The organism is Paenibacillus sp. SEL3 (assembly GCF_054602585.1).
In genome coordinates, this window is sequence record NZ_CM137725.1 from 5839979 (window position 1) to 5864743 (window position 24765).

Here is a 24765-nt window from a genome sequence, read left to right on the forward strand (position 1 = left end):
TATGAAAATTGGGCCAAAGGTTTACTGGAGAAAATCAAGCGGTGAGGTTATTTTTATGACTTCCCAAGTCGAATCAGAGTCAGCACGTGAGACCACTAAAGAGGATGATATGGGCTTTTATCCTCAGTTAAAAGGATACGATCCTGGACAGGTAGACGTCCTCAAACTTGAGTTTGATAAGTATACTGAAGACTTCTACCACGCGACCAGTTACAGAGTGAATCCAGATACTAAGACAATGGAATTCACATACCCGTCCAACAGTGGTAGTGACTCGCCCCCTACGAAACCTCTTACGGATCAGGTGGCAGAGCTCAAGACGCGCCAAGATAGTACGGAGGCCGCTATGCTTACTCTTATGGATGTTACAACCAAATCCTAACGGAAGGAGGTGAAGCCTTATGTATGGGTTCTTGTTGAACATGTGGACTATGAAAAAGGTCGATGAACAACGGCTAATTTCATACACTCCAAAATTTATAACAGAAGATGAGCAAAAAGCGATATTAGCAATACCGCAAAATGTCTAAGCAGCGTATCCAATGGGATGCGCTATTTTTATGCCCTCGGAGTGGTCGGGGGCATATTTATTTGAGAGGACGGGGGAAGTCATGGACGACAGATTAACACACATTTTTAAGGGAGCGGCGGCGGGGTTTGGAGCGATAGCCGGCTACCTGCTTGGAGAGTGGAGTGTCATGATACATTTGCTTTTTATTTTAGTGATTGCGGACTGGTTGACCGGATGGATTGCTGCATGGATTCGAGGGGAGTTACGCAGCCGGATAGGGTATCACGGCATAGCGCGTAAGGTAGTCATTTTCTTGATCGTGGTGGTGGCGCATTTCATAGATGTGGCGTTGGGCAACCTACATTATTTTCAGGACGCAGTGATCTTTTTCTATTTGGCGAACGAGTTGTTGTCCATTATAGAAAATGTAGGTCGCATGGGTGTTCCGATGCCAGATGTACTCAGGAATGCGGTCAAGATTTTTGAGTCTCGCTCAGAGGCTCCTAAAAATCCAAATATGCCAGAACCAGAAAACAAAGATCAGCAGAAGCCTGCTGTATAGGGGGGATTGTTTTGCAAGCGCGAAAAAAGGGTAACGCCCAAGGGATCGACGTGTCCCATCACCAGGGCGACATAAATTTTAAAAAAGTAGCTGCTGACGGCATATCGTTCGTTTTTATAAAGGCAACGCAGGGCAAGTCATTCCGCTCCAAAACGTTTCTTGAATTTGTGAAGGATGCGAAGGCCGCTGGCTTGATGATCGGGGCGTATCACTATGTCGATGATTCGGCAACCACTCCAGAGATGGCCCGACAAGAGGCAGCAAACTTTGTCTCTGCCATCAAGGCTGCTGGAGGCATTCAGGTGTTTGATTTACCGCCTGTTATGGATTATGAGTCCAATAAGTCCAACCTGAGCAAAACGGCGATTACAGCCGTAGCCAAGGCGTTTCTACAGGAGGTTGAGCGGCTTACTGGAGTGTTGCCTATCATATACACATATCCGTCATTTATCGGTAACTTTTCGTGTTTGAGCAATTACCCGCTATGGATTGCGCGATACCATGCCACAAAGGCTCCATCTGACGCGTCTGGATGGTCACGTTGGGACTTTTGGCAGTACAGTGACGGCAGCCAGGGGGGGTACAGGCCAGACGCCACACGTAAAGTCGATGGGATTGATGGAGCGGTTGATCTGAATGAGTACAACGGGACTGAGGCAAACCTGAGAGCAAGATTTACTAAATCTAAAGGGGATGAGAAAGGTATGGAAGAACGGGACGTTGACCAGGTTAGCGAATGGGCAGCAGCGGCTTGGGAGGAAATGAAGGCAAATGGGTACTTTGATGGCAGCCGTCCCGGTGCGATCGCAACCCGCGAAGAGGTGGCCATTGTCATAAACCGGTTACGTGGTAATTTCCTGAAGCTGATCAGTGGGAATAGTGAGAATATAGCTGATTTCAAACGTTTAAAAGAAATCGAAGCCGCTGCTGCAAAGGATGGTGAATAACCATGAACAAATTGATTTGAAAAGCAAACTTTTCAGCCGTAAGTTTGGGTGCTACTGGCCGGTCTGGTAGGTGCAGTGATGACCGCTGCAAAGAATGAGTATGATCGGTGCCTTTGCTTCCATTGCCGTGTACATTTAGGTTAAGTCATATGGCTGACGGAAAAAGTGGGATCTTGGACTAGAAGAAAAAGTGAAAAAACGACAAGCCCTGCTAGCATGTATGCGCAGGCAGGGCTCTCTTGTTTGAAATTTTAGAATCTCCATGTTCCAGTTACAGTTCCTGATGCATTTCCCCTACTGTCAGCGGTTATAGAACCGGTAACAGGCCCCCAAGTCCCTGTTACAGTTCCTGAAGTATTTCCTCTATTGTCACCAGATACAGATACAGAACCAGACTCTCCTAAGGGATAAAGTGCACTGTCAATTTCAATTTCTCTAAGCCCTTTAATACCTAGCTCTTGAAGTATTTCTACTCCATTTGGCATTGTTGGGAATGTTTTAATCATATCGTTTATAATGGAGAAAATTGAAATCCCTTCGTTATTGACAAACTTACCATTAATACTTTGGCCAGCTGCATGATGCAAACCCACTAATTCCCAATTATCATTATAGATTGGACTTCCAGATGCACCTGGTTCTGTATCAGTAGTGTATAAAATGAAGTTGTGATCATTTGGATTAATCTTCTGAAAAAAGTTGTTTCTTATAGCTATTTCTTTACGTCTCATTCCTGGATGTTGAATAATATTTAGATTATCGGTCACGTTGACAGACAACTTAGGGCTTAAAGGGGTAAAACCTTGTGCGTTCCCAGGAATGGACCTTTGAAAGCTGCCGTTTTGAATAATTCTGTTAACCTTAACAACTGAGTAATCTAATTGCTCATTTGTATAAAAGAAATCATTAGGGTTGCAGAAGTAAACCGAATATGGTTTTGCATTCCCATGAATGTCATTATCAAAATTAAAGTTAATTTCAGCTTCATCTGCTGTTTTGCTATCTGGAAATACATGGTTATTTGTCAGCAGTAGATCATTAGAAATTAAAAAACCACTAGCTCCTCCATTTGGCAATTTGATAAAGCTTACAGTTTTCGCCTTTTCTACAGCTGCTTCTAAAAAAGCGACTGAAAGAAGTTCGTTAGGACCAATAAGCACCTCGTTATTTAGATCCCCGCCAAATCCCTTGATCAATTTTCTGCGTTGATCCATTTCTAAAGTTGTTTTTCTAATTAATTGTTGCATCTAAATAATCACTCCTTAAATTTGCTTTAGCTAAACAACATTTGCTAAGCTAAAATAAATTTTGCGGAACTTTGCTGTCTTTTATACAGTAAATTTTATTTGCCTTAGAGTAGTAAGGTCATCGACTTTATTATTTGGTACAATTAAAATAAACTGGGGCAGATACATTATCTGATGTAATAAACAAGCGCGACAACAATAAAGGTCCATTCAGTAGATCGTATCTTAACGTTTGAAGTAAGTGAATATTCTAAATAAAGCAATCCCCGCCGACCAATAAAGGTTAGCGGGGATTTTCTTTTAGACAATAAACTCGGTGAACACTGGACTCCGCAGCAGACCCGCCTTTGTCCAGTTCCGCATTTTAACACGGGCTCTTATACGCGGCTCCACATAAACATACGCTCGGTCCTCACCGGTTATCAATGATTTAGACACTCCATAAAATGCCTTCTTATGTGTCGGCGTTGCACCCAGCTCAATGATACCGGAAGGACGAATTTTACCACTCTCATTCGGTACGCCTGCAAGCCACCCGAATTCCCCTTTGCGATAACCTGTTATAAATACGTCAGCATAGGACCAGTTAATGACCTTCTGCCAAGACGCTGATCGACGGCTGACATACATACTCTCTTTACGCTTGCCGACCACGCCTTCCATACCGCGCGCTTCTATTTGCTCAAACAACGCCTCACCGGCGCCTTCGATATACGGAACAAGCCCGAAACTAGAGCTAGGGAGCGTTAGACTAGCGAGTATGGACTTACGTTCCATAAGCGGAAGGCTCCGCAAGTCCTCGCCTTTAAAGCTCAAGACATCGAAGACAACGAAAGTAGCCGGTAATTTAGCTTTGAGGTTAGTAATCTTGTCCGCCTTCTTCGCCTGAAAGCGTGACATAACGGATTCAAAATCCGATACACCCGTTGTCGGATCAACGCACGCAATCTCACCGTCCAACACAATGTCATCCGGGAATGTGACGCTGGCTATCTCCGGGTATTGGCGCGTGCAGTCGTTGTTATGGCGCGTGTATAGGCGTACAATGCCGTTTTGTTGCGAATATATTAAGCGGTGTCCGTCTATTTTCGGTTCAAAAATATAACGCGAATCTGAGAATGGGCCCGCTGCTGTTTCAAGTAACATTGGAGAAATAAACAATTAGACCACCTCAAGTTAATTATAACGCTCATTTGTGCTGTAGTGAGGCGGTAAGTATTGGAGAGAAAAAGCTCTGCTAACCTTTATTGGTCGGCAGAGCTTGTTTGTTATTTGAAGTAATTGCGGACATTCAGTAATAGCGCAGCAAGGCTTATCACCAGGCCAGATATTGATATGGTCCATAAGATTACATCATACATAGAGTTACCTCCTTATAGAGGGGCATATAGCCCCGTTATTTACCGCTTGGAAAGTCGTATTTGTCTATATGCTCGCGGAACCCCTTGTAGTCTGTGACCCACATTTCGCCCGTTTCGTTGTGCTGGAACAGGTACTGCCTACAACCTTCGTCGTAAGCAGCTCCTTTGTATACCCAGCCTCCAAAGTCATAACCGATCATCCTTGAATAGCGTTCGCGCTTGACTGCTTTATCCGACTGTCTGCCAGATGTATAGCGGACTCCATCTGGAGCACTGACGTCATATTTCATGCGCTACCTCCCTGTATTAAAGGGGCCGAAGCCCCTTGATGATTAATTGTTAGCAGCCTCCAGTTCTTGCATTTTTGAATTTACCGAGTTGTGAAACATGATGTGCCAGTTACTATTCTTAAATTCTTTGTAATCTTTCTCCGCTCCTACCTTTTCAATTGGATGGCCCAGTTCCTTCATTGCGCTTTCTAGCAAAATTACATTCTGCTTTGTTGCTCTGTACTTTTTAAACATTATCATTGCCTCCCTACTAAGGCCGCCGCCATTTGGTATTGGAAAACGAGTTACCGTTTATGTTAAGATTGGGTATAGAAGGCGCTGTGTAAGCCGCCCTCTATCAAGGAATCCTTAACGTTTGCGCCGCACGCGTCGTTTGGTTCCTTTTTTGTTTTTCTTGCTCTCCTTAAACACTTTGACCAAACCGATAATTGCAGTTATCAGGTTTGTGAGTGCTGTGGAGAGCAAGACCCAATCTATTGCTCTCAAATTTCTTTCACCCCTTTCGGAAGTTAATGTTTCACTTCCTGAATATAATATACCATATCCTACACGCTATTGCAACCATTTTCGGAATATTGTATTCTGTTTATAGAAAATAATATTCCACTATCGGAATAAAAGGAAGTTGGTACGTATATGCCGTTTTCATATAAGCCGCTGTTCAAGTTGCTGCTTGATAAAGACATGAAAAAAGAGGACTTAAGGCAGGCCTTGAGCCTTGGAAGGAACACCATTGCAAAGATGGGAAAAGGGGAATACGTGTCATTAGAGGTAATAGACAAGATATGTTCTTACCTTGACTGTACGCCAAATGATATAATTGAGCACATAAAAGAGCAGGAGGAATAACCTCGCTGCTCTTTTTTTATCTTGAATAACGAACGCATGTTTGCATATAATAGTTGCAGAGGTGATCAGCATGTTACCAGACATCGAACGAAAACTACTGCGGATATTGTTCAATTTTTTTCGCCAAAAACTTAGGATGCCGACAATGCCAGAATTGGAGGTCAAGACAGGTAGAAGTGTAGAGGACATCAGAACCGGGCTGCTGGCTTTGGAGAAGGGTAACTATATTACTTGGGAAGACAAGTCAGACACGCGAAATATCGTCATTATTGAAGGATGGGACAGAAACCCGAATATTTCTACACCGCCCACTCCTCCAGGTGCGGCAAATAGGTACTTCACAGAATATTAAAGCCCCGGAGCATATTGCCCGGGGCTCTTTGTTATTTACCGATATCAATTAATTCGCTTTTACCAGCTTCCCAACCAATTCCACTGTCTGCTTTAAGTTTGAAGTTCTTACTGTCCTTTGGAACCTCAAATACCACATTAGCTGTCTTGGTCAATCCTGGGTTGATCTTAGCCAAAAACAACATGTTTCCTGAATCGTTTACGTACAGATCGGCGTCACTCATTGGCTCATATTCAAGACCTGCAGCATCGATAAGTTTGAACATGCTTGCATCAAGTGTGCGTGCCTCTTTGTCCAGGTTTTTAATGGAGAGGTTGACCACAATGTATTTATCAGAAGTCTTCTTCTGCAAATATTCATTCTGTCCAATGGTGGTTTTAGAACTGGCTTTGTTGGCCTGAACAGCAAGATTTCCTACCTGTACAGCTTCACCTATTTTAGCCATTTTCGGAGCCTCTTCTTTTTTAGGTTCAGCTTTGGGCTCTGCCTTCTTGTCAGATATCACTGCTGGCACTGTTGTAGTTTTAGCAACTGCATCTGTACTATTAGTTGAGGCTTGTTGTGTCTCTTTATCTTTTGAATTCAATCCTCCGATAATAAATAACACAACAATTACCCAGAACCACCACTTCTTATAAAACGGCTTCTTCAAAACGATATCCCCCTATTTAACCAATAGTTTTATAGAATTAGTATATATGGCCTAGGAAAATATTTCTACAAGAAATATGTACATGCTGCTACTAAAGTCATATACTGGTCATATATTACGGAAAATTATTACTTTAGGAGAGTTCAATTTATGACAGAAACGAAAAAGAGTCTTCCAAAAAAAGAGGCAGAGGAGGTGAAAAAGTCTTGTTTTATTGTTATGCCTATTTCGGATGCAGAGGGTTACGAGAAGGGGCATTTTGGACGTGTCTATGAACATATAATAAAACCTGCCTGTGAATTAGCAGGTTTTGAGCCTATTCGAGCGGATGATGTGAAACATACAAATGCAATTATTTTGGATATCATAAAAAAGATTATAGAGGCGGATATGGTTCTCTGTGATTTGAGTTCGCGCAATCCCAATGTACTTTATGAATTAGGAATAAGGCATGCTTTTAATTTGCCTGTTGTATTGATTAAAGACAAAATTACACCGCGCCCTTTTGATATTTCTGCTCTTCGTGATGTAGAATACGACTCCACTCTTAGAATTGACACAGTTAATTTAGCTATAGCTTCGGTAGGAGAGGCTTTGAGAGAAACTTATGAGCAAAAGGGGAAGGATACGAATTCTTTGATTTCTCTGTTAAGTGTACGAGCAGCAAAATTACCTGAGCCTCAGAGTATAAGTCCAGATACTTCCATTTTACTAAATGCTATAGAAAATTTGAATTTTAATTTAAGTAGTCAGAATAAAACACTAGTCTTAAAAAAAGAGGATGCATATAGAGAGATGTTTGTTCGAAATAGAGATAGATTATCGAAACAAATTTACCCAGGTGCAAAGGTTTTAAGTAGGAAGAGAGGTAATGGAGTTATTGTCGAGATGGACTTCGAAAACGGGGACATACTTGTTGAGCACGGGGATTACACCTCCTCATACCGTTACCCTTACAATGAATTAATACTTTTAGCTGACGATGAGAAGAACAATATCTCATAATTAAAATGAATTGCTTCTGTTAATCAATTGTGATATATTACCCTTATAAAATTTGCCTGTTTATTGTTACTATATTTCTAATTGACGAAGTCCTTAAAAAGATTGTTAAATCTCTTGGGCCGCTACATGTGTGATACATAGTTTTTAAAAAAAACGAACAAAACTCGTCGTCTTCTCTATTCCTTCAAAAAGGAAAGAAGATAGCTAGTTTTAAAGTTTCTTTAAAAAACATGCACACCTTGTAGCGGCCTTTTTGCATTCTCATATTTTATTAAAGGAGATGATTTAGATGGAATCGCAAAGGAGTTAAACGCATTAATGAGGCTAATAATGTGTGGGGAATTGTGGCCCGTATAGGTAAAATTCCTGTTGTTGAAATCTATTCGGGCCTTGTTACTATCAGCTTCTCGTACATATAAATCACCATTATTAATGATATGTTCTCATTTTGTTCGCATTTTTTTCTAGTTTGTAAAATACTGTGTTATACTCGACTTAACCTCTCAAACGGAAATTATTACATCTAGGAGTGATGACCTATTCAGAAAAAAGTAATCGATTTATATGAGCTGGCCGCTTATATGAAGAAAACACCAGAACACTACCTTAAATTTATTTCGGATACTACTTGTCAAACTCTCGATCCAAACGAACCTGTGCAATTATCTTTTGAATCTGTTTCTCGGAAAGGTTTTTCCCGTCAACCGCTATCGTAAATTGTTCCAAAAGCTCCTCGTCAGTCAGATCAATTTTAGAAACAAACTCCTTCACATCGGAAGATGGGAGGGGGTTTGTTATATTGTGTTTTTTTATTACATTTTTGAGTTCTTTAATAAATCGTTCTTGAGTGTCCTCACCATTCTGCTCAAAAGCCGTCATAATTGTTCTGAGTTCGTATGCTTTATTGAACTCCTCTACAAATTCAACCTCCTCACTATTTGAATGGTTTTCTTCAGAGTTGAAATATTCATTAAAAAACCTTTCGTACTCATCACCCTTAGATGCTTGATGATATGCAGGGGACATATATAGCCCTGAATTAATTATAGCTAAGAATATATCTTCACGTAGTTCTTCGTAAAAAAATCCACCATTATCAGTGAGCACCTTTAGGATACTAGGAAGTTCTCTTGCCGCTTTGTAACGTTCTGTTGAGATTGTGACATCTTCATCATCTGTAATAACAGAAATTGAAACGCCTAGCGCGTCAGCAATAGAACGCAAAGTTTCAAGACTGGGATTGTACCGATTACCTTCGACATCCGCAAGGTAAGACCTAGACATATTTGCCTTCTTAGCTAACTCAACTTGAGTTAGCTTTTTTTGTTTTCTAAGCGTCTTAATGTTTTGACCAATAGACATGTCCAGACTCCTTCACAATAGTTTCACTTTATTCTACCTTTCGTATGTCGGTAATACAAGTTGCTGAATGACGGAAATACAAGTAAATAAGAGTAAAATGACGGCTTTACAAGTATTTTATTCGTTTTATCTCCATAATGCTTGAATATGCCCTAATTCGGAGTTAGACAGAAAGGACGGAAATACAATACAATTTGCTCATCGGAGGTGAACAACTAATGGACAAACGACTTATAGCTGCGGCCATAAAGGAAAAACGCAAGGAAATGAAAAAGCGCCAAAATGAAGTGGCTGTTGAAACTGGACTATCCCGGAATTATATTTCTGATATCGAAAATGGAAGATATATGCCGAGTGTAGGAACCTTAGTTAAGATAGCTTCGTGTCTGGAAATGGATTTAAACACGCTTCTAATGACGGAAATACAAGATAAAAACAGTGTAACCCAATAGATTGATTTTTATTCCTAAGAGAAGAAAGACCACAAATGAACCCTAATGCAATCGTGATGACACCTGAACAGTTTGCTGATTTGAAGGAAAGTCTTATTCGCGAACTTGAACCAAAAATCAAATCTCAAGTAGAGGAAGAAAGCCGAAAACAATCAGCTTCGGTAAGCCTCAGTATATGGCCCCCTATAAGAGACGAAGCATTGCACCGTCTCAGACACTTGGTAACATACAATCGGTATCAAGTCGTCAATGCACTATCAACAATCGTTCGTAACTCATTGGGTGTCAGTAATGTACAAGGACTGACGACAGATCAAGCACAGGCAGCCAGAGAAATTGTCGATGCTGTTGTCTCCACAATGCTAAAGTACAGCAAAGTAAAGGCTGGTGAACAGGGTGAACATACGAACTGAAAACTGGCTTGGACATACCATTCGCTTTGTCGAGAAGGTACCAGGTGAATGGTGGGCGGTAGCCGCAGATATCACTAAAGTGCTGGGTATAAGAAACGGCCGTGATGCGGTAGGTCGTTTGCCGGATACCCAAAAGGGTGTAGCTTTAACCGACACCCTCGGCGGAAAGCAAGAAGTTGCAATTATCTCTGAAAAAGCCCTTTACCGATTGATCATGCGGTCACGCCGTAAAGAAGCTGAGGCTTTCCAAGATTGGGTATTCGACATAATTAAGCAGCTTCGCCAGTCCACCGGACTCGAAGGCTTTCAAATATTCAGGATGTTGGACAAGGACCACCAGAAGGAGGCCATGCAGAAACTACGATCCAGCCTGAAACAGCCTGTTCGGGTGGACTTCATCAAAGCTAACACGATAGCGAACAAGGCGGTTTCAAGTAAATACGGTCACCCGAAAATGATCAAAAAAGACCAAATGACGCCAGACATGCTGGTGACCCGCCAAGAGATTCTGGAAGATACGGTTGACTTGATGGGCACCAAAGAACGGTTTGGGCTGGACATAGCGGTATCTCAAACGATCTACGACAAGCACATACATTAACCGAAAGGAGCATGCACACACATGCGCAATAACGAGGAAAGGTTAAGGGAACTATGCGAATTCTTCGGCAAAATGGAACGCCGGATGTTAGAGAATGGTCGTGTTCTGGTAGCTCTACACGCTCGGGGCCAGTATCGCAAATACCATCGGCAGTTGGTTGGGCGGTGGACAGCATGAAGGTTTTGATGTCAGGTAAAGACGCTTGCTGTGCTATATGCGGAAACGTAATGCATAAGCAGTTTCTACGCCGCTGGAATGATCGGGAAGTATGTAGACCGTGCATTACGGAAATGACGGCAGATTATCCCTTGGAGGGAGGTGAACACATTGCAGAATCACGAACAGCAGTTATTCCTTCAATTCTATAACTCTCTTGCCCCGGAAGTGCAGCGGGACATTAAGCATTATCTATTCTTGTACGATTGGTACCTGGACGAGAAGGACCCGAAAGCTCGGGGAACGTTGCAGATAGAAATGAACATGCTGGAGCGCAAATACAATTTGGAGGTAACACATGGAAATAAAAATAATCAGCGCGAAGGCGCATAACTTTAAAGCGCACCGTGACCTGTCAGTTAACTTTGGACGGATAACACAGATCACGGGCGACAATGAGCAAGGTAAATCCAGTATTTTGGAAGTCCTTACGTGGACATTGTACGGCACAGACACCATGGGTGGCAAGCTTGATCCTACGCCTACCAATTATGAATACGATTATGTTCAGGCTGAAACCCTGCTGGACATTGACGGAAAACAGATGCTTCTAGGTCGTGGAATCGAGAAGGGAAAAACCACTTATTACATTAACGAGGTCCCAAGCAAGGCCGGAGACTTCGATGAGATTGTTAAATCTCTATTCGACAAAGACCTGTTTCTTTCTCTCTATAACCCTTCATACTTCTTTACCTTGCATTGGAGCACACAGCGAGACTTGCTTCTGCGGTACGTAACCCCCGTTTCCAACAAAGAGGTATTTACCGAAATGAGCCGGACAAGCCCGGACGAGAAGGCCAAGGACATAAAATTTAATCCACAAGCTGCCAAGCTGTCGGAGTTGGTCAAGAAGCACACGATGGATCAGCTTGGGGAAATCCATAAGAAGAACAAGAATGACAAGGACACGGCCTATAAGCGGGCTCAAGGGCGTACAGAGGCGCTTGTCGATCAACTCCAGAAGCTTCCTGCAACACCAGAGGACATCGAGGCGGTTAAAGCAGAGGATGCTGCGCTGCTTGAGCAAATAAAGGCACTAGAGGTACAAACGGATCTTGCAGGAGAAACAAACCGAAAGCGCACCGTTCTGGAAAGTACCATACAGTCCCTACAAAGGCAGATTGAGCAGGCCAAGGATCGGTATATGAAGGTTTACAACGAACCTATAGAGGATCATTGTCCAGCTTGCAAGCGTCCGCTTGATACGGAGTCTGTGGAAGCTGTCATAGAGAATAAGGAACACCGGAAGGAAGAACTCCGGGCAGCACATCAAAAGCTTGTAGACGAGCGCAAGGATCTGGAAGTACAACTTGCCGCTATTGAGCCAGTGGACGTATCCGAACAGACCTCACAGATTCGAGCTTTGGAATCCGAGCGGGACGCAACAGCCACTGCCATAGCAGCTCATAAATCACGTCAGGGCATGCAGGACGACATCGACAAGGCCCGCGCTGACGAGGCTGATACACTTTCCAGCCGCAACGACTCTATCTTTGTTCTGGACGCAATCAAGGCGTTTGAGGCGAAGGAAGCCGAACTGCAGGCCGCCAAGGTGCAGAATCTGTTTTCTACTCTATCAATCTCTTTATTTAAAGAACAAAAGAATGGCGAACGTAAGCCGGACTTTGTAATTGAAAAGGACAATAAGCCGTATCCAATCTTGTCGCTTTCCGAGTCTGTCCGTGCTGGTCTGGAACTGCGAGAAGTCCTTAGTGAACAGAGCGGCCTAGTATCGCCTGTAGCCGTGGACAACACCGAAAGTACCTTCAAGATTAAAAAATCTTCTGGTCAACTCATTCTGGTTAAGGCCGTCGAAGATGCACCTTTAGAAATAAAACAGATAGGGGGCGAGTCGGCATGAAGCCACATGAACAACTGGAATATGAGATGGCAAGGGAAAACATACTCAAGGCTCTTCCGTCCATGTTGGGGATGTATGGGGCAGTAGCCAAGGCATCTAAAGCGTACTTTGACGAACTGGTTGCCGCTGGATTCAGCGAAGCTCAAGCAATGCACATTGTTTCCACACAGGGCATTACAGCTCGCCTAGGAGGTGGGGAGTCTTGAAGAACGGAAAGAAGCCTACCCGCCGCCAGAAACAAGCAATTGAACGAGCTGGCTATGACCCTGCTGATTGGCTTGTATGCAAAAACGGACCATTCTTCATGGAAATCATCAATCGTAAAAATAACGAAACAAGCATTATCAGCACCGGAGAAGAACGCACCAATTAAATAATAGGAGGCTTTCAGCCCATGGCAAATACAAACAACCAATTAACAATCTATGACTCTTACGCTTTCGGTACACTCACCCAAGAGGATGTCCAAACAGTTCATCAAACAATCGCAAAAGACTGTAATGAATCGCAATTCAGGCTTTTTATGGGCGTTGCCAAGGCAGCCGATGCTAACCCGCTTATCGGGGAGATTTACCCAACAGTCTATCAAGGAAAGCTCACATGGCAATTCGGGATTGACTACCATATTCGCAAAGCGAAAGAGATGGACGGATTTATGGGATATGACGTTCAGGTAATTCACGAAAACGATGAATTTGAATATTCCATGGAACGTGCTGAGGACGGTCGCTACTATCTTTCAATTGAAAAATATAAAGGCGGATTCCCGCTTGGCAAGCCAATTGGTGGGTACGCGATGGCATACAAAGAAGGGTTCATGCCTTTCTCAGTATTGATGGATATTGAAGAAGTTGAGCACTACAAGCGTTCTGCCATTGGGATGCAAAAAACAATGTGGACCAACAATTTCAAGGACATGTTTAAAAAGCACATGGTTAAGCGTGCGTTGAAAGCAGCCTTCGGCCTTCGATTTGATGATGGTGATGGAGAACAGGGGGAAGGTCCAGCTCCATACAATCCATATGAACGGAAAGACATCACTCCAGAAACGCACAAAGCACCTGTCATTGGTGCGGGGGACAAGCAGCCGACTGGTACCGATACAGAATCGACAATAAGCCCGTTGGACCAAGCCCGCGATGATATGAAGAAGAAATTCAGCCAGCTTGGAATCACAGATCCGGCAGACATGCAGGCATACATTGCAAAACACGCCAATCCGAAGGGACCTAAGCCCACACTCCCCGAACTGAAAGGCTTGTTAAAAATCATGGACATGCACCTTGCGGAGAAAGCCGCCCAGGAGCAGGCGAATGACGTTCTTCCAATCTAACCAAGTTGAAATATACGTCCGCTGTGAAGACTGTCACGTTTGCGGCAATGAGATAAATCCCGGCCGGGAAGAGTACATTCGCGATTTGCGGGTGTGCCCCCGGTGCTACGGAGAGTTGAGGGGAGGCGGCAAAGTTGTCCGAGGACATGGAGCAAATGGACCTGTTCGACTTCTGCAGCGCTGAATCTTCTCGGACCGCGGGTCCGGTCCTAAACGGAATGTACTACGAGCGCAGCACGGATATGTTTGTGTCGTTTGTGCTCGGGCGAAGGCATTACGAGGAACCAGCAAAGGGATGTCCACACCTTAAAGAGTGGCAAGATCGGATTAAGAGGGAGCGGAGCATATGAGCCGTACTTTTGGAAAGTACAACATTAATGATATTCACTCTCTAGCAGATACCCCTAAGAATGAACAGGAAAGCAACGACTATGCCAACACTTTGGCTCAGGGGAATTATCCCGCTGGTCTTGATGGATGTTTCACGGTCGGTATTTCTGGCGGATGTGGTCCTGATTGTTGGGTGTATCAAAACGGTGAGTGCGGTGAGCCGAACGAAATGATTGACCGATTAACTTCGGATGAACTGGAAGAGCACTATCAATTGTATCCACGGAAAGTAGGTAGTACAGATGAAAGTTGATATCCTGGCATCCGGTTCAAAAGGCAACTGCATCGCGTTAACATCTTCTGATCAAACGATTCTTATAGATGCAGGCATTGCCAAGACAAAAATAGAAAAGCGGCTGCTAGACGTTGGTGTACGGCCTGACCACATTACGGGCATATTCATCACTCACGCTCACGGCGACCACATTAAGGGCCTACCGATGGCTAACAAGTACCGCATTCCGGTTTGGGCCAGTGAGGGCGAGTGGAAAGGCATATCGGGCGTTGATGAAGAGTTGCGGCGAGTGGCGGAGACCCGCTACGGGCAATACGAAACTATCAAGTTGGGTGAAACCTGGCTATATCCATTCCGAACCCATCACGATGCTTACGAGCCAGTTGGGTATGCCATTGAGGACGATAGCCGGGAACGAGCCTGTGTATTATTCGATACTGGAAAATACGATCAAGACATGCTGAACGTGATGGAAGGCAGTATTTATATCTTGATCGAAGCTAATCACGAACCCGACATGGTAGAGGTATCGGATTACCCTATCAGCATTCAGAGCCGTATCCTTTCGGACCTTGGACACCTGAGCAACCAACAGACAGCAGCAGCGCTCCAGCAGCTTATACGAGGCCGTGGAGAGCGTATATACCTTACTCACTTATCTAGCAAAAATAACATGCCCGCGCTGGCTGAAATGACCGTAAAGGCGGCACTCAAGCAGCGGGGATTTATAGCAGGAGAACATTACACATTGGAGGTTGTCAGCGAATGAAAATTAAGGTGATTAAGAAAATTCGGACCAGCGCTAAACAGTGGATTGCTCAGGGGGAAGTATTCGAAGCTCGAAGAGTTACAACAAAGTTACTGGATTTTAACGCTCCATTCCAAATCATTTCTGGCCCGTTTGCAGGAGAGGAAATACCTTTCAAACTAGCATTGGTTTTACCGCATGAGCCCCGGCCTACACAACAGCAATTTGACGAACTGAAACGAATGAGTGAAGACGCACTGGTGAAGGTGACTGCGAGTCAAAAAATACTGAATGAGATTAGCGCAGTGATAGGAGAACATGACGGTTCTTTAGTGGATGCTGTTTTGCAACTGGTACAGGATAAGGCCGAATTACTCCAGACAATTGAACGCCACACTGACGAGCAGCTTAACAGCGAAAAGCTTCTGCAGCGTATCCGGGAGTTGGAGACAATCGCCAACGAGCGCGATGAAATGATTAAATCCATTAAATCCGTAAGCGTTGTGATACGAGATAAGCGTAACCCCGTTGAGGTGCCTCGGAATGTAGCAAAGGCGCTCGACTGGTACAGATGGAACGGATTCGATAACGACGAAATTGTGGGGCATTTGGCTGCTGGAAATAAGGGGCCGAACGTGGATGTTTTAAGATCGTATGTTCAAGAGGGAAGCAACGGACACAATCTGTTGTGCGCCTTGCTCAACGGCTACACGGCAGTTTCTGAAAAGGACGAAGCTGCTGCCATGTTGGAAGGCGTGACCGCCCTTGTAGATAAGTGGTATCACGCTCCTAGCGCAGACAATGATGAAAGGGTCTTGGTTGAACGAATCTGTGATTTTATCAGGGAACGGGAAGCAGCAGGCGAAGCTGTGACTATTTAAAGCAGGTGAAACGGAATGGCAGGACCAGAGCTCGAAGACGGATATACCCGTGTAGCGAATGAGATTTATGAAGAGGTGGCAATGCGGAAATTTAACGGCATACAACTGAGAATGCTCCTGATCGTCTGGCGTTACACCTACGGGTTCAAGAGAAAGTCAGCCGAGTTGTCTGCCACGTTCCTTGCTACTGCCCTTCGTAGTGACTTGAGCGGTATTAAAAAAGAGTTGAAAAAACTCTTTGAAATGAACGTCCTGAAAGTGTTCAGACAGGCTCAGGGCAAACATGGTCGCATGATCGGATTTAATAAATATTCTGAGCAGTGGCTAGTGGGGTGCAATCCTCCACCGCAACTGCCAGAATCAGACGAATCTACTGGTGGAGAATTACACCCCCTTCCGGTGGACAACTCTCCCCCGCTAGAGGGGGGCAATCGTCTACCCAAGAAAGAAAGAAAGAAAAATATAAAGAAAGAAGAGATAGAAGATATGTCACCTACTCCTGAAAAGATTCAATTCCATGACACTGTTTTTCTGACTCAAGAACAATATGAAAAACTCTGCTCTGACTTCGGTAAGCAAAAAGTGGATGACACTATCGAAGCCTTGGACGAATGGCAGTCCAACAAAAAGCCAAGCCAGCATAAAAAGGACCATAACAAAACTCTGCGTGTTTGGATTAAGCGGGATCAGGCGAAAGCTCCTGTTAAAACCAAGCAGCAACGCAACCAAGAGGAAATGTCTATTTTAAACCAGTTCTACGAGGAGGGAGCAGCGCGTGAAGCAAACGGAAACAGCCAGCTTCCTAGCGGTAATCAAGACGGCGTATCCCTACTTTGAAATAACGGTTCCTGTGACCAAGTTATGGCATCAAATGCTTGCGGATATTCCCTATGAGGTTGCAAAGGAGCGACTGGGCAAGCATATACGCACAAGCAAGTTTGCTCCTACCATTTCTGACATTTGCACCGAAGAGGATACGCAGCCCTCTTTCTACGAGCTACAGCGGGCAGAAGAACAGGCGGAAGCCCTGGCCCTTGAAGAGTATAACCAGCAAGCCGTGCCTATGCCTGACCACATTCGGGAACGACTGGAGCGCTTGAACGCTCGAATGAGGGTGAACCATGAGTCTTGATGCTGAACGCGCAGTCCTCGGGTCAATCTTGAACAAACCCGAACTGCTAGATGATTGTTACCTGACTCCCGAAGATTTTGGAGCCGATGAAAGACACGGGCTTATCCTTACAACACTTCGGTATGCATATGAACAGTTCACCGGAAACCCTGACCCATTTGACCCGCTGTTAATGGTCCAACATTGGGGTGCGAATATTGCGAAGATCGGCGGAGTGAGCTACCTTATGCAGCTTCGTGATGCGGTCCCTGCGGTTTATAACTACCAAGCCTACCAAACCATTGTTCGAGAGGCTTATGTACAACGAGAAGCAGCCAGAGCGTTTGAAGAAGCATCTGCTACAGGGGCAATTGACGTAACGGCTGTACAGGAACGTATGGACGAGCTCAACCAGCTCCAAAAGGGGCAGGCCGAGAACAACATGCTTCGGATGGCGGAAGTGCTGGACGGTCACCACTTAGAGATTATGGATCGCGGTTCAAGGGCAGGGATTACAGGGACGAAAACAGCATCCGATGATCTGAACGAGATGGGGAGCGGTCACCAGCCTGGGGATGTAACCATCGTAGCTGCGCGACCCAGTATCGGAAAGACAGCCTACATTGTTAATGACTCTATAGCGGCTGCTGAGGGTGGAACTACTTCTGCTATATTCTCGGCTGAAATGCCTTCCAAAGACGTGTCAGAACGCCATATATGCGCTCTAGGCGGCATTGACAGCAAGAAGATACGAACGGGCCGACTGACAGAGAACGATTGGGACAGCTACAGTAAGGCGCTTGAGATTTTAGAGTCTCTACCAATCTACATTGACGACACTCCAGGCATGACCATTGAGTATATTTGGCGGCAGGCCAAGGCACTCAAAAAGCGGAATCCGCGCCTAATCATTTATGTTGATTATCTTCAATTAATTGAGTCAGAACGAAAATTTTCAAGTACGTCTGAACGTGTATCTTATGTTTCAGCTCAGTTCAAAAAGATGGCTCGGGTGCTGGGTATCCCTGTAGTGGTAATCTCTTCGGTCGGACGGAAATGTGAGGATCGGCAGGACAAGCGTCCGATGATGTCAGACCTGCGGGATTCGGGGAACATCGAGTTTGACGCGGACGTGATTATCTTCCTTTACCGGGACGACTACTATTACCCGGACACGGTCCTAAAAGGGGTCATGGAGTTGATTGTAGCCAAAGGCCGCAAGATCGGTACCGGAACAATACAAATGATGTTCAATCGGAAAACAAGCCGCTTCATGAATCTGACCAAAGACGATAAATATGAGCTTGAAAAGAAGGTGAGAGAGCATGGGGCAAATCGTAGATGAAGTAGGCTATCAGAAGTCGCTGGAATGGCTTCTTTCAAAGGCTCCGAAGCTGGATGATCCTTTGATTGAGGAATCTGCTAAAACGAATTTGAGAAAGCAATATGATCTTGTATCTGAAAAGGTCAAAGAATATCGGCGTGGGGAACTGGTAGCCAAATTTCCGGGCCTAAAAGAGCAATACAAGATTCTCGGGTGGACGTATCAGGAAATGGCTCCACAGACTGAACAGCAAGCCTCTAACACTGTGAAAGAAGCGGAACCAACCAACACACCTACCGAACCGGAACAGGCTCCAGAAACGCCACCAGAGCCGCCAAAAGCTATACCGAATCTATCAGGCTGGTTGGACTAAGAAAGGGGATAGAGGAATGAATAATAGATGGCGACAGATAAAAAAGCTTACTATGCCAGCGTGGGAATACTACGAATTTTATTACCCTGACCCTAAGCCACAATTATGCCCTGTATGTCGTGGGAAATTAGATGTCAGTTCGTACCATGAAGAATATCATGGGTGCGTAGAAACATATAAGGGCTGCAAGGGTTGCAGTTATACACGTCACTGGTCATACGGAACGACATATCTTGAAGTCGGTAAGTGGTCTACCAAATACTTTTACTCCACCCCGGATAAAGAAGTGGAACGGATTGAAGATGCATTTGCAAGAGAAATAGTGAAAGAACGAAACCGCCGGAAGATGGAAAGACAAAAATACTATCGCAAACGTGGATGGAGGAAAGCGAAATGAGGATAGATATTAACAAGCTTCGAGCAAAACACCGCAATTATTCTGAGCCTGTTCATGTGCTGTCCGTTGACTTGGAACTTCGAATCTTCTGCTGGGACTACATGGGGGAGGAAGTACAAGACACATTCAACTACGTTGAATATTGGGAGGCAGACGAGGCATGAGCGAACAATTCATGGTCTTCGCAATCCCTGTATTGGACTATCCGGTTAATGGGTACCAGCCAGGAGACATGCGGGTCAAGCTCCAAGAGGAAGTTAATGAGCTGATCGAGGAAGTTGAGTCCAAGGATTATGACCAGCGTCGGACGCTATCGGAACTGTTCGACGTGCTGCAGGTAACGGTCGGTCTGATCCGGCAGCAGGCGCGTGAGACTCTACCGCCTGGAGAAGCTACCAAGGTTCTGCAAAACGTCATTGCCCGAGCCAACCAGGACCACCTGTACAAGATTACAGAGTATGGTCGTCAGCGTAGTTGGGAGGCGGCGAGGTCATGACACGGTTTGTTGGGATCGACCCGGCGACCAAAACCGGATTCGTTGCTTTGGATATTGACGGAAATGTGCTGGTGCAGACGGAGTTAAAAGGCAAGGGCTCCAAGGTGCCAGGGGGAATATCCACAAAAGAGCTTGTATCCTTGGAAAATCAGCTTTTTCAGCTCCTTCAATCAGGCGATGAAATAGCAATTGAACAGCCCGCCATGGGTACGCAAATGGGCGTGACAACCGGGATGATACATGGTGGACTCAGGTCTATGATCTATCGAAAAAATTTGACTCACAACGATGTTAACCCGGGATGGACAAAGAAATATGTTGGCGTTACTGGTTGGACAGGTGAGCCAGGCAGCAAGCGGAGGCTCAAAGATAAGGAAAAAAAGAAGGCTATCGGTGACGCTGTGAAGGCAATGTCTGGTTACAACCACAAAAGCGACAACGTAGTGGACGCATACATCATCGCACGTATCGCTCTCAACCTGTACCGCATGCGCGAATACATGCCGCTGCTGGACACTCAGCCGTACCAAATCGAAGTCATAGAATCCATCTTAAATAAGGCGTAACACCCGGGGCTATTGGGTCCTGCGGCGGGTAGCTGCGCCCAAAAACGGCTAGAAAGGGGATTTTCATGGGAACATCCGTCCCGAATTGGAAAAATGAGTTGTCTTCACAGGTCCAAGGTGACGTTAAAACGTACACCCTCAGCCCGGAAGAACTCGAAAAGATTGTTGGTAAGCCAATACCAAAGTCACACACAAAGCCGCTGACATTCCGGGCCAAGACAAAGACTATCAAGGAGGAATTACCCGTGGCAAAAGCATCAAAAAATGATTATTTAAAGCTCCGTGCAGAAGCTTTATCCCGTTCAAACGCAGCTAAGAAGCTGGGTATTACACCGAATAGCCTTAACTCTTACTGGTTACCCAAATGGGGCATTAACTCAATAGAGGCCGAAGAAGTGGCGATAGCTCGGTTTAAGGAGTCTCGCGACCCTCAGCCGAAGGAAGATCCAACGCCTGCTGATCCTGTTGAAGAGGTTGCAGCAAAAACGGAGCCTTTCATTCAGGAGGAATCAGGTGAAGATGATGAACTTTATAAACCTGTGCTGACCAAGGCAGAGGACGAGGCGATAAAGTATCTGCTTTCTGGATGGGGAAAACAAGAGCTATTGCAAGAGCACGCTAAATCCCCACTTGGCTGGAAGAGCGGAACACCTGCAGAGGCGCTTAACGGTATGTCTGTTTGGTTGCTGGCTCAGGCGCTTATCACAGGGTACGAAGTGGAACTGACCACGGAAGAAACTCTGCTAGCAATCTATCAAGATTCATACAGCATCAAGAGCGAACATAACACCGGATGGCGCGCTGGTGTCCGTTGGGCCCTGAGTATTCTTGGGAAGGAAATTGAAGGTATAAATGTAGGCTCAGTAAGTAAGGAAGCATAGCCCCCAAGGGCAGAGAGGACAAACACATGAAACTTTCAAAGAAACGGATTGAGGAAATGATTCTTGAATTTGGACGTGGACGAATTTTTACGGATTATACAGACGAAGAAATTTTCCAACTTGGCATGTGTAAGGCTCTTGAAATTTTGAACATTGAAATCGAGGAAATCAAGGCCCCATAGGGGATAAGAAGGAGGGAACAGCCCTCCATAAGGGGGATACACCCCCTACTACCTATGCCAAAGGAGAGAGATACAATGTCCATCGAAGCACATCGCTGTAATGCTGCTGGATGCAAAGGGTTCGTCCTTTTTGAAAATGCTGATTTTGATTTTAAAGATATTCCTACGGATGAAAAACGAGGTGTGTATGCATTCGGACACCCTACATGCAGTGAATGCGGAAAGGAATTTTTAATTGTGCCTCATTATGTTGTCATTGATGTAAAAAGCGATGATTTTAGCGATTCCGAACAAATAGAATCTGCATGTATAACCGCTTGGGAGAAGCGGGAGAAAGAGCGCAAGTATGAGGCATAACAGCCTCTTACCCTATACCCCTATAAGGAGACGATAAGCATGAGAGATAGTAAATTCCGTGGTAAAAAGATCAATTACGGCGAATGGATTTATGGTGTGCCTGTATTTGATGGGGATAAAGCTTGGATCGTAAAACGAATCGGGGACAATTTTAGCGCGGATGAAGTGCATCCCGAATCAGTAGGTCAATATACCGGACTCAAGGATAAGAACGGTGAGGAAATTTATGGCGGTCACTTGGTAGCTCGGGTACGCAGCGTACGGACTGGCACCACACGAAGAAGAGTTGGTAGAACCTACAACGAATACGCCGTTACTTCTGAAATCTTGGTAGTCGGTGAAGTTCGATTTGGGACACCTGAAAAATACCCGATGGACGGGGCTGTATCATGGTACGTCTACACTGATCAAAGCACTTCATACCCTTCATATTTTTGGGGAGATGGCAAGGCAAGTGATAAACCATATCACGCCACAAATAACCTATCTGAGTTTTTAGATCCTAAATGCAGTTATGAGATTGTTGGGAGTATACACGATAACCCGGAGCTGCTACAGCCCCAAGGAGGCGGTAAAGGTGAGTGAACACACACATGTACTAGCTGGGAATATAGAGAAATGCAGCGCCTGTAACGGTAGAGGATATACGGAATCGGAGATTCATCCTGATTGCCCAAGATGCAGCGGTGCGGGTTGTGTAGAAAGGGATGGTGGTAAGGATGAGTGAACGGACAATTGATTTGCCAAATGGTCTGGAACCTATGTCAGAAGAAGACATAACGGAAATATGGAAGAAAGCTAACGATGCATATGGAGACCATTCTTTTCTCTCATCGGATGTGATTGATTTAGTTAACGCCCTCGAAGCGGCTTATGCACAAATAGACTCACTCCAGCAGCAGGTTAAAAAGTTATCGGAATACAAAGTATCTTCTAAGCAGTTTGGAGAGCTTTACGATAAAGCCATTGCCGTTGTACGACAAAACGAGAGTAACAAAAAGAAATCTGATGATAATTACCGTGCTTTATTGGAGGACGCCGTCCAGCTTCGCGATCAACTGGCAGAGAGGGACCGGACAATAGATCGACTCCGCAAGTCCCTAGAAGCAACCATAATACCGTTTAAATTTTACGCTGATCCACACACGTATGATCCTGCTCATTTGGACAAGCTTGGATACATCATTATAGACGAGGATGGCGGGGCATCAGCCAAAGATGCATTGGCAGCTGTCTTGAGGGCATTAGGTAGTGATTAAGCATCATAACGGGGAGGTAAACGGAATGGTCAAACGTCAGTACCGCACAGGCGGTCAGGTGCAGAAGCGTCAACGCAGTATGGGTCCAAAATTGCCGGGCTCAACTGCTTGGGATATTCCAACTCCGGTGCCGGACTTACTGCTAGATAGCCTGAGTGATCCTATTCCTAAAAAGACTGTCAATGAGATTCACAGATTAGCAAAGGCTGGTGTATCTCGCTCGGATATCGCAAAGCAGGTCGGTGTCTCTAAGATGCGAGTGATCCACGAGTTGTCCAAAAAATATAAGAACAAATTCGCTCCTAAAGATCAGCGGAAGGAGTGACCGTAAATATGTGGTTTAAGATCCTGCTGGGCTCAATTCTAGTAATCTCTTTCCTTTGTATCTTTGCTGATAGAGAACAAAATAAGGAATTTATCAGTGACATGTTCTATATATGTATTACTTCTATCATTGCACTGTCGATACTAACTGTTTTTCAATAAATCAACTGAGAGGGGTAACCACCCATGAACGTAACTATTAAAGCTCATTTCAATAAACAGACAAAAGACTCCAAAAAGGAGCTCGTGCAGTTCTATGTTAAAGGAGAGGATGAGCGGCGCCCAGAGCTTAACCAGATGACTCGCGAGGTTGTCGTATTGTCAATTAAGGGACTGGAAAATGTGGAGCTGACAGCAGAATTCAAAAAGTCTGTTAAGGACTCCAAAAAGACCATTCTGGAGTTTGAAGTAAAAGGCGATTCTTCTGCTGCTCAAACATTTGAATTTTACAAGTTAGCTGGCACGGATGTTGAATTGAACATTACCGAGTCCCAAATGGACATTGACGAGTTTCAGGAGGGACAAAAGGCGTACCGTGAAGGACTTAAAGGGACCATTGCCAAGGACGGTACAGTGGACGTTAATCGGGAATACGATCCTAACCAGGCTGAATTGACTTTGGATGACGAAGCAGCCGCAGCCGCTGAGATTGCCGCAAGTGCTGCAGGTGAAGATAACCCGGACGACGATTTGCCTTTCTAAGCAAACCGCACTTATACGCTCCCCGGCTTCGGTCGGGGGATTTAATACAGAGCATGAGGTGATTACAAGGTGGGTCAACAGAGTTTTTTACCGGAGATCGACCGGAAGCGGACACAGGCTGCTGTGGAGGCAGCTCTTGAGAAATACAGGATATACAAGTACCTCAGTGTTGAAGAACGGGAAGCAAGCACAACTGCGGCGTATAGTGATATGCCGCGTAGCAGTCCAACGAATGTAACCAGCGATCAGACAGCCAGCATTGCCACTCATAATGTGGATTCGGCGGCATATCGCAAGGAATATTGCGAGCGGATAGAACGAGCTGTAAGGCGTATGCCCAAGAGGGAAAGCTTCCTGATTGAGTCGCGGTACATGACAAAGGAGCATGATTACATTACAGATCAGCGGGTATACAGCTTCGTGTTTCAGCCTCCAATCTCAGAACCAACATACAGTAAGATCCGTTGGAGAGCTTTTTATAAACTTGCGCTTGATTTAAAGATAATCGTTGAAGGAGGATGAACA

At 44.9% G+C, this 24765-nt stretch carries 43 protein-coding genes; 36 read left to right on the plus strand and 7 right to left on the minus strand.

The window, feature by feature from the left end:
* Nucleotide 1: 1 nt before the first annotated feature.
* From ACYCS5_RS26875 to ACYCS5_RS26885, 3 genes are all read left to right on the plus strand, one after another.
* Complete coding sequence (locus ACYCS5_RS26875; protein ID WP_459760397.1) at nucleotides 2-382, plus strand: hypothetical protein; 381 nt, start codon at nucleotides 2-4, stop codon at nucleotides 380-382.
* 229 nt (nucleotides 383-611) lie between these two features.
* Entirely contained in the window at nucleotides 612-1073 is a 462-nt protein-coding gene (locus ACYCS5_RS26880; RefSeq protein WP_459760398.1) for a phage holin family protein, read from the plus strand.
* A gap of 11 nt (nucleotides 1074-1084) precedes the next feature.
* Nucleotides 1085-2020, plus strand: a complete 936-nt coding sequence (locus ACYCS5_RS26885) for a glycoside hydrolase family 25 protein (protein WP_459760399.1) — start codon at nucleotides 1085-1087, stop codon at nucleotides 2018-2020.
* Between the two features lie 251 nt (nucleotides 2021-2271).
* On the opposite strand, the gene ACYCS5_RS26890 is transcribed toward ACYCS5_RS26885, so the two are convergent.
* The 5 genes from ACYCS5_RS26890 to ACYCS5_RS26910 all read right to left on the minus strand — a co-directional run bounded on the left by ACYCS5_RS26890 (nucleotide 2272) and on the right by ACYCS5_RS26910 (nucleotide 5404).
* Nucleotides 2272-3267, minus strand: coding sequence for a trypsin-like serine peptidase (locus ACYCS5_RS26890; RefSeq protein ID WP_459760400.1), 996 nt, complete (start codon nucleotides 3265-3267; stop codon nucleotides 2272-2274).
* A gap of 300 nt (nucleotides 3268-3567) precedes the next feature.
* Nucleotides 3568-4428 carry an ATP-dependent DNA ligase gene (locus ACYCS5_RS26895; protein WP_459760401.1) on the minus strand — a complete coding sequence of 287 codons (861 nt, stop codon included), beginning with the start codon at nucleotides 4426-4428 and terminating at the stop codon, nucleotides 3568-3570.
* A gap of 235 nt (nucleotides 4429-4663) precedes the next feature.
* Nucleotides 4664-4918, minus strand: coding sequence for a hypothetical protein (locus tag ACYCS5_RS26900; RefSeq protein WP_459760402.1), 255 nt, complete (start codon nucleotides 4916-4918; stop codon nucleotides 4664-4666).
* Nucleotides 4919-4960: 42 nt separating this feature from the next.
* Complete coding sequence (locus ACYCS5_RS26905; protein ID WP_459760403.1) at nucleotides 4961-5152, minus strand: hypothetical protein; 192 nt, start codon at nucleotides 5150-5152, stop codon at nucleotides 4961-4963.
* A gap of 114 nt (nucleotides 5153-5266) precedes the next feature.
* Nucleotides 5267-5404, minus strand: coding sequence for a hypothetical protein (locus ACYCS5_RS26910; protein WP_180984562.1), 138 nt, complete (start codon nucleotides 5402-5404; stop codon nucleotides 5267-5269).
* A gap of 150 nt (nucleotides 5405-5554) precedes the next feature.
* Here ACYCS5_RS26910 and ACYCS5_RS26915 point away from each other — a divergent pair, with 150 nt between their 5' ends.
* Together ACYCS5_RS26915 and ACYCS5_RS26920 are read left to right on the plus strand one after the other, a co-directional pair.
* Nucleotides 5555-5767 carry a helix-turn-helix domain-containing protein gene (locus ACYCS5_RS26915; protein ID WP_459760404.1) on the plus strand — a complete coding sequence of 71 codons (213 nt, stop codon included), beginning with the start codon at nucleotides 5555-5557 and terminating at the stop codon, nucleotides 5765-5767.
* Nucleotides 5768-5912: 145 nt separating this feature from the next.
* A complete protein-coding gene (locus tag ACYCS5_RS26920; RefSeq protein WP_459760405.1) occupies nucleotides 5913-6119 on the plus strand; it encodes a hypothetical protein in 207 nt (68 codons plus the stop codon).
* A gap of 31 nt (nucleotides 6120-6150) precedes the next feature.
* Here the strand turns inward: ACYCS5_RS26920 and ACYCS5_RS26925 are convergent, their stop codons facing one another.
* Nucleotides 6151-6771 (minus strand): DUF4352 domain-containing protein, encoded by a 621-nt coding sequence (locus ACYCS5_RS26925; RefSeq protein ID WP_459760406.1) that lies wholly within the window; start codon nucleotides 6769-6771, stop codon nucleotides 6151-6153.
* Between the two features lie 150 nt (nucleotides 6772-6921).
* Between ACYCS5_RS26925 and ACYCS5_RS26930 the strand changes: the two genes are divergently transcribed.
* Nucleotides 6922-7776 carry a hypothetical protein gene (locus ACYCS5_RS26930; RefSeq protein WP_459760407.1) on the plus strand — a complete coding sequence of 285 codons (855 nt, stop codon included), beginning with the start codon at nucleotides 6922-6924 and terminating at the stop codon, nucleotides 7774-7776.
* 624 nt (nucleotides 7777-8400) lie between these two features.
* On the opposite strand, the gene ACYCS5_RS26935 is transcribed toward ACYCS5_RS26930, so the two are convergent.
* Nucleotides 8401-9138 carry a helix-turn-helix domain-containing protein gene (locus ACYCS5_RS26935; RefSeq protein ID WP_459760408.1) on the minus strand — a complete coding sequence of 246 codons (738 nt, stop codon included), beginning with the start codon at nucleotides 9136-9138 and terminating at the stop codon, nucleotides 8401-8403.
* 218 nt (nucleotides 9139-9356) lie between these two features.
* On the opposite strand from ACYCS5_RS26935, the gene ACYCS5_RS26940 reads away from it, so the two are divergent.
* From ACYCS5_RS26940 to ACYCS5_RS27085, 30 genes are all read left to right on the plus strand, one after another.
* Nucleotides 9357-9590, plus strand: a complete 234-nt coding sequence (locus tag ACYCS5_RS26940) for a helix-turn-helix domain-containing protein (protein WP_459760409.1) — start codon at nucleotides 9357-9359, stop codon at nucleotides 9588-9590.
* Nucleotides 9591-9625: 35 nt separating this feature from the next.
* A complete protein-coding gene (locus ACYCS5_RS26945) occupies nucleotides 9626-10003 on the plus strand; it encodes a hypothetical protein (protein ID WP_459760410.1) in 378 nt (125 codons plus the stop codon).
* Nucleotides 9987-10604: a BRO-N domain-containing protein gene (locus ACYCS5_RS26950; RefSeq protein ID WP_459760411.1), complete on the plus strand. Its 618-nt coding sequence runs from the start codon at nucleotides 9987-9989 to the stop codon at nucleotides 10602-10604. The genes ACYCS5_RS26945 and ACYCS5_RS26950 overlap by 17 nt, the downstream gene beginning before the upstream one ends.
* A gap of 21 nt (nucleotides 10605-10625) precedes the next feature.
* The gene (locus ACYCS5_RS26955) at nucleotides 10626-10781 is read left to right on the plus strand and encodes a hypothetical protein (RefSeq protein WP_430187803.1); all 156 of its coding nucleotides are present in this window, start codon (nucleotides 10626-10628) and stop codon (nucleotides 10779-10781) included.
* A gap of 150 nt (nucleotides 10782-10931) precedes the next feature.
* The gene (locus ACYCS5_RS26960; RefSeq protein WP_459760412.1) at nucleotides 10932-11153 is read left to right on the plus strand and encodes a hypothetical protein; all 222 of its coding nucleotides are present in this window, start codon (nucleotides 10932-10934) and stop codon (nucleotides 11151-11153) included.
* Nucleotides 11119-12681, plus strand: a complete 1563-nt coding sequence (locus ACYCS5_RS26965; protein WP_459760413.1) for an ATPase — start codon at nucleotides 11119-11121, stop codon at nucleotides 12679-12681. The genes ACYCS5_RS26960 and ACYCS5_RS26965 overlap by 35 nt, the downstream gene beginning before the upstream one ends.
* Nucleotides 12678-12887, plus strand: a complete 210-nt coding sequence (locus ACYCS5_RS26970) for a hypothetical protein (RefSeq protein ID WP_459760414.1) — start codon at nucleotides 12678-12680, stop codon at nucleotides 12885-12887. The genes ACYCS5_RS26965 and ACYCS5_RS26970 overlap by 4 nt, the downstream gene beginning before the upstream one ends.
* Nucleotides 12884-13054, plus strand: coding sequence for a DUF6906 family protein (locus ACYCS5_RS26975; protein WP_459760415.1), 171 nt, complete (start codon nucleotides 12884-12886; stop codon nucleotides 13052-13054). Before ACYCS5_RS26970 ends, ACYCS5_RS26975 begins: the two co-directional genes overlap by 4 nt.
* 21 nt (nucleotides 13055-13075) lie before the next feature.
* On the plus strand, nucleotides 13076-14014 hold the full coding sequence (locus ACYCS5_RS26980) for a RecT family recombinase (protein WP_459760416.1): 939 nt from the start codon (nucleotides 13076-13078) through the stop codon (nucleotides 14012-14014).
* 134 nt (nucleotides 14015-14148) lie between these two features.
* Nucleotides 14149-14364: a hypothetical protein gene (locus tag ACYCS5_RS26985; protein ID WP_459760417.1), complete on the plus strand. Its 216-nt coding sequence runs from the start codon at nucleotides 14149-14151 to the stop codon at nucleotides 14362-14364.
* Entirely contained in the window at nucleotides 14361-14657 is a 297-nt protein-coding gene (locus ACYCS5_RS26990) for a hypothetical protein (protein ID WP_459760418.1), read from the plus strand. Before ACYCS5_RS26985 ends, ACYCS5_RS26990 begins: the two co-directional genes overlap by 4 nt.
* The gene (locus ACYCS5_RS26995; RefSeq protein ID WP_459760419.1) at nucleotides 14647-15408 is read left to right on the plus strand and encodes an MBL fold metallo-hydrolase; all 762 of its coding nucleotides are present in this window, start codon (nucleotides 14647-14649) and stop codon (nucleotides 15406-15408) included. Before ACYCS5_RS26990 ends, ACYCS5_RS26995 begins: the two co-directional genes overlap by 11 nt.
* A complete protein-coding gene (locus ACYCS5_RS27000; protein WP_459760420.1) occupies nucleotides 15405-16268 on the plus strand; it encodes a hypothetical protein in 864 nt (287 codons plus the stop codon). The genes ACYCS5_RS26995 and ACYCS5_RS27000 overlap by 4 nt, the downstream gene beginning before the upstream one ends.
* 15 nt (nucleotides 16269-16283) lie before the next feature.
* A complete protein-coding gene (locus tag ACYCS5_RS27005; protein ID WP_459760421.1) occupies nucleotides 16284-17105 on the plus strand; it encodes a replication protein in 822 nt (273 codons plus the stop codon).
* Nucleotides 17044-17400 (plus strand): replicative helicase loader/inhibitor, encoded by a 357-nt coding sequence (locus ACYCS5_RS27010; protein WP_459760422.1) that lies wholly within the window; start codon nucleotides 17044-17046, stop codon nucleotides 17398-17400. The genes ACYCS5_RS27005 and ACYCS5_RS27010 overlap by 62 nt, the downstream gene beginning before the upstream one ends.
* The gene (locus ACYCS5_RS27015) at nucleotides 17390-18724 is read left to right on the plus strand and encodes a replicative DNA helicase (protein ID WP_459760423.1); all 1335 of its coding nucleotides are present in this window, start codon (nucleotides 17390-17392) and stop codon (nucleotides 18722-18724) included. Before ACYCS5_RS27010 ends, ACYCS5_RS27015 begins: the two co-directional genes overlap by 11 nt.
* On the plus strand, nucleotides 18705-19076 hold the full coding sequence (locus ACYCS5_RS27020) for a hypothetical protein (protein WP_459760424.1): 372 nt from the start codon (nucleotides 18705-18707) through the stop codon (nucleotides 19074-19076). The genes ACYCS5_RS27015 and ACYCS5_RS27020 overlap by 20 nt, the downstream gene beginning before the upstream one ends.
* A 16-nt stretch (nucleotides 19077-19092) precedes the next feature.
* A complete protein-coding gene (locus ACYCS5_RS27025) occupies nucleotides 19093-19473 on the plus strand; it encodes a hypothetical protein (RefSeq protein ID WP_459760425.1) in 381 nt (126 codons plus the stop codon).
* A complete protein-coding gene (locus ACYCS5_RS27030) occupies nucleotides 19470-19637 on the plus strand; it encodes a hypothetical protein (protein WP_459760426.1) in 168 nt (55 codons plus the stop codon). The genes ACYCS5_RS27025 and ACYCS5_RS27030 overlap by 4 nt, the downstream gene beginning before the upstream one ends.
* Nucleotides 19634-19969: a hypothetical protein gene (locus ACYCS5_RS27035; RefSeq protein ID WP_459760427.1), complete on the plus strand. Its 336-nt coding sequence runs from the start codon at nucleotides 19634-19636 to the stop codon at nucleotides 19967-19969. The genes ACYCS5_RS27030 and ACYCS5_RS27035 overlap by 4 nt, the downstream gene beginning before the upstream one ends.
* Entirely contained in the window at nucleotides 19966-20535 is a 570-nt protein-coding gene (locus ACYCS5_RS27040; protein ID WP_459760428.1) for a hypothetical protein, read from the plus strand. The genes ACYCS5_RS27035 and ACYCS5_RS27040 overlap by 4 nt, the downstream gene beginning before the upstream one ends.
* A gap of 245 nt (nucleotides 20536-20780) precedes the next feature.
* A complete protein-coding gene (locus tag ACYCS5_RS27045; RefSeq protein ID WP_459760429.1) occupies nucleotides 20781-21416 on the plus strand; it encodes a hypothetical protein in 636 nt (211 codons plus the stop codon).
* A 26-nt stretch (nucleotides 21417-21442) separates the two neighbouring features.
* Entirely contained in the window at nucleotides 21443-21598 is a 156-nt protein-coding gene (locus tag ACYCS5_RS27050; RefSeq protein ID WP_459760430.1) for a hypothetical protein, read from the plus strand.
* 75 nt (nucleotides 21599-21673) lie between these two features.
* A complete protein-coding gene (locus ACYCS5_RS27055; RefSeq protein ID WP_025364405.1) occupies nucleotides 21674-21955 on the plus strand; it encodes a hypothetical protein in 282 nt (93 codons plus the stop codon).
* Between the two features lie 39 nt (nucleotides 21956-21994).
* Nucleotides 21995-22540, plus strand: a complete 546-nt coding sequence (locus ACYCS5_RS27060; protein ID WP_459760431.1) for a YopX family protein — start codon at nucleotides 21995-21997, stop codon at nucleotides 22538-22540.
* On the plus strand, nucleotides 22533-22682 hold the full coding sequence (locus ACYCS5_RS27065; RefSeq protein WP_459760432.1) for a hypothetical protein: 150 nt from the start codon (nucleotides 22533-22535) through the stop codon (nucleotides 22680-22682). Before ACYCS5_RS27060 ends, ACYCS5_RS27065 begins: the two co-directional genes overlap by 8 nt.
* Nucleotides 22675-23214: a hypothetical protein gene (locus ACYCS5_RS27070; RefSeq protein WP_459760433.1), complete on the plus strand. Its 540-nt coding sequence runs from the start codon at nucleotides 22675-22677 to the stop codon at nucleotides 23212-23214. Before ACYCS5_RS27065 ends, ACYCS5_RS27070 begins: the two co-directional genes overlap by 8 nt.
* Nucleotides 23215-23239: 25 nt before the next feature.
* Entirely contained in the window at nucleotides 23240-23539 is a 300-nt protein-coding gene (locus tag ACYCS5_RS27075) for a hypothetical protein (RefSeq protein ID WP_459760434.1), read from the plus strand.
* 185 nt (nucleotides 23540-23724) lie between these two features.
* On the plus strand, nucleotides 23725-24240 hold the full coding sequence (locus ACYCS5_RS27080; RefSeq protein ID WP_459760435.1) for a hypothetical protein: 516 nt from the start codon (nucleotides 23725-23727) through the stop codon (nucleotides 24238-24240).
* Nucleotides 24241-24309: 69 nt separating this feature from the next.
* Complete coding sequence (locus ACYCS5_RS27085) at nucleotides 24310-24762, plus strand: ArpU family phage packaging/lysis transcriptional regulator (RefSeq protein ID WP_459760436.1); 453 nt, start codon at nucleotides 24310-24312, stop codon at nucleotides 24760-24762.
* The last annotated feature ends 3 nt before the right edge of the window (nucleotides 24763-24765 follow it).

Bases quoted from the DNA above. Each gene is read 5' to 3' on its own strand.
- ACYCS5_RS26875 (WP_459760397.1), top strand. From the start codon at position 2: ATGAAAATTGGGCCAAAGGTTTACTGGAGAAAATCAAGCGGTGAGGTT.
- ACYCS5_RS26880 (WP_459760398.1), top strand. From the start codon at position 612: ATGGACGACAGATTAACACACATTTTTAAGGGAGCGGCGGCGGGGTTT.
- ACYCS5_RS26890 (WP_459760400.1), bottom strand. From the start codon at position 3,267: ATGCAACAATTAATTAGAAAAACAACTTTAGAAATGGATCAACGCAGA.
- ACYCS5_RS26900 (WP_459760402.1), bottom strand. From the start codon at position 4,918: ATGAAATATGACGTCAGTGCTCCAGATGGAGTCCGCTATACATCTGGC.
- ACYCS5_RS26905 (WP_459760403.1), bottom strand. From the start codon at position 5,152: ATGTTTAAAAAGTACAGAGCAACAAAGCAGAATGTAATTTTGCTAGAA.
- ACYCS5_RS26915 (WP_459760404.1), top strand. From the start codon at position 5,555: ATGCCGTTTTCATATAAGCCGCTGTTCAAGTTGCTGCTTGATAAAGAC.
- ACYCS5_RS26920 (WP_459760405.1), top strand. From the start codon at position 5,913: ATGCCAGAATTGGAGGTCAAGACAGGTAGAAGTGTAGAGGACATCAGA.
- ACYCS5_RS26930 (WP_459760407.1), top strand. From the start codon at position 6,922: ATGACAGAAACGAAAAAGAGTCTTCCAAAAAAAGAGGCAGAGGAGGTG.
- ACYCS5_RS26935 (WP_459760408.1), bottom strand. From the start codon at position 9,138: ATGTCTATTGGTCAAAACATTAAGACGCTTAGAAAACAAAAAAAGCTA.
- ACYCS5_RS26940 (WP_459760409.1), top strand. From the start codon at position 9,357: ATGGACAAACGACTTATAGCTGCGGCCATAAAGGAAAAACGCAAGGAA.
- ACYCS5_RS26945 (WP_459760410.1), top strand. From the start codon at position 9,626: ATGAACCCTAATGCAATCGTGATGACACCTGAACAGTTTGCTGATTTG.
- ACYCS5_RS26955 (WP_430187803.1), top strand. From the start codon at position 10,626: ATGCGCAATAACGAGGAAAGGTTAAGGGAACTATGCGAATTCTTCGGC.
- ACYCS5_RS26965 (WP_459760413.1), top strand. From the start codon at position 11,119: ATGGAAATAAAAATAATCAGCGCGAAGGCGCATAACTTTAAAGCGCAC.
- ACYCS5_RS26970 (WP_459760414.1), top strand. From the start codon at position 12,678: ATGAAGCCACATGAACAACTGGAATATGAGATGGCAAGGGAAAACATA.
- ACYCS5_RS26980 (WP_459760416.1), top strand. From the start codon at position 13,076: ATGGCAAATACAAACAACCAATTAACAATCTATGACTCTTACGCTTTC.
- ACYCS5_RS26990 (WP_459760418.1), top strand. From the start codon at position 14,361: ATGAGCCGTACTTTTGGAAAGTACAACATTAATGATATTCACTCTCTA.
- ACYCS5_RS26995 (WP_459760419.1), top strand. From the start codon at position 14,647: ATGAAAGTTGATATCCTGGCATCCGGTTCAAAAGGCAACTGCATCGCG.
- ACYCS5_RS27000 (WP_459760420.1), top strand. From the start codon at position 15,405: ATGAAAATTAAGGTGATTAAGAAAATTCGGACCAGCGCTAAACAGTGG.
- ACYCS5_RS27005 (WP_459760421.1), top strand. From the start codon at position 16,284: ATGGCAGGACCAGAGCTCGAAGACGGATATACCCGTGTAGCGAATGAG.
- ACYCS5_RS27015 (WP_459760423.1), top strand. From the start codon at position 17,390: ATGAGTCTTGATGCTGAACGCGCAGTCCTCGGGTCAATCTTGAACAAA.
- ACYCS5_RS27020 (WP_459760424.1), top strand. From the start codon at position 18,705: ATGGGGCAAATCGTAGATGAAGTAGGCTATCAGAAGTCGCTGGAATGG.
- ACYCS5_RS27025 (WP_459760425.1), top strand. From the start codon at position 19,093: ATGAATAATAGATGGCGACAGATAAAAAAGCTTACTATGCCAGCGTGG.
- ACYCS5_RS27030 (WP_459760426.1), top strand. From the start codon at position 19,470: ATGAGGATAGATATTAACAAGCTTCGAGCAAAACACCGCAATTATTCT.
- ACYCS5_RS27035 (WP_459760427.1), top strand. From the start codon at position 19,634: ATGAGCGAACAATTCATGGTCTTCGCAATCCCTGTATTGGACTATCCG.
- ACYCS5_RS27040 (WP_459760428.1), top strand. From the start codon at position 19,966: ATGACACGGTTTGTTGGGATCGACCCGGCGACCAAAACCGGATTCGTT.
- ACYCS5_RS27050 (WP_459760430.1), top strand. From the start codon at position 21,443: ATGAAACTTTCAAAGAAACGGATTGAGGAAATGATTCTTGAATTTGGA.
- ACYCS5_RS27055 (WP_025364405.1), top strand. From the start codon at position 21,674: ATGTCCATCGAAGCACATCGCTGTAATGCTGCTGGATGCAAAGGGTTC.
- ACYCS5_RS27060 (WP_459760431.1), top strand. From the start codon at position 21,995: ATGAGAGATAGTAAATTCCGTGGTAAAAAGATCAATTACGGCGAATGG.
- ACYCS5_RS27070 (WP_459760433.1), top strand. From the start codon at position 22,675: ATGAGTGAACGGACAATTGATTTGCCAAATGGTCTGGAACCTATGTCA.
- ACYCS5_RS27075 (WP_459760434.1), top strand. From the start codon at position 23,240: ATGGTCAAACGTCAGTACCGCACAGGCGGTCAGGTGCAGAAGCGTCAA.
- ACYCS5_RS27080 (WP_459760435.1), top strand. From the start codon at position 23,725: ATGAACGTAACTATTAAAGCTCATTTCAATAAACAGACAAAAGACTCC.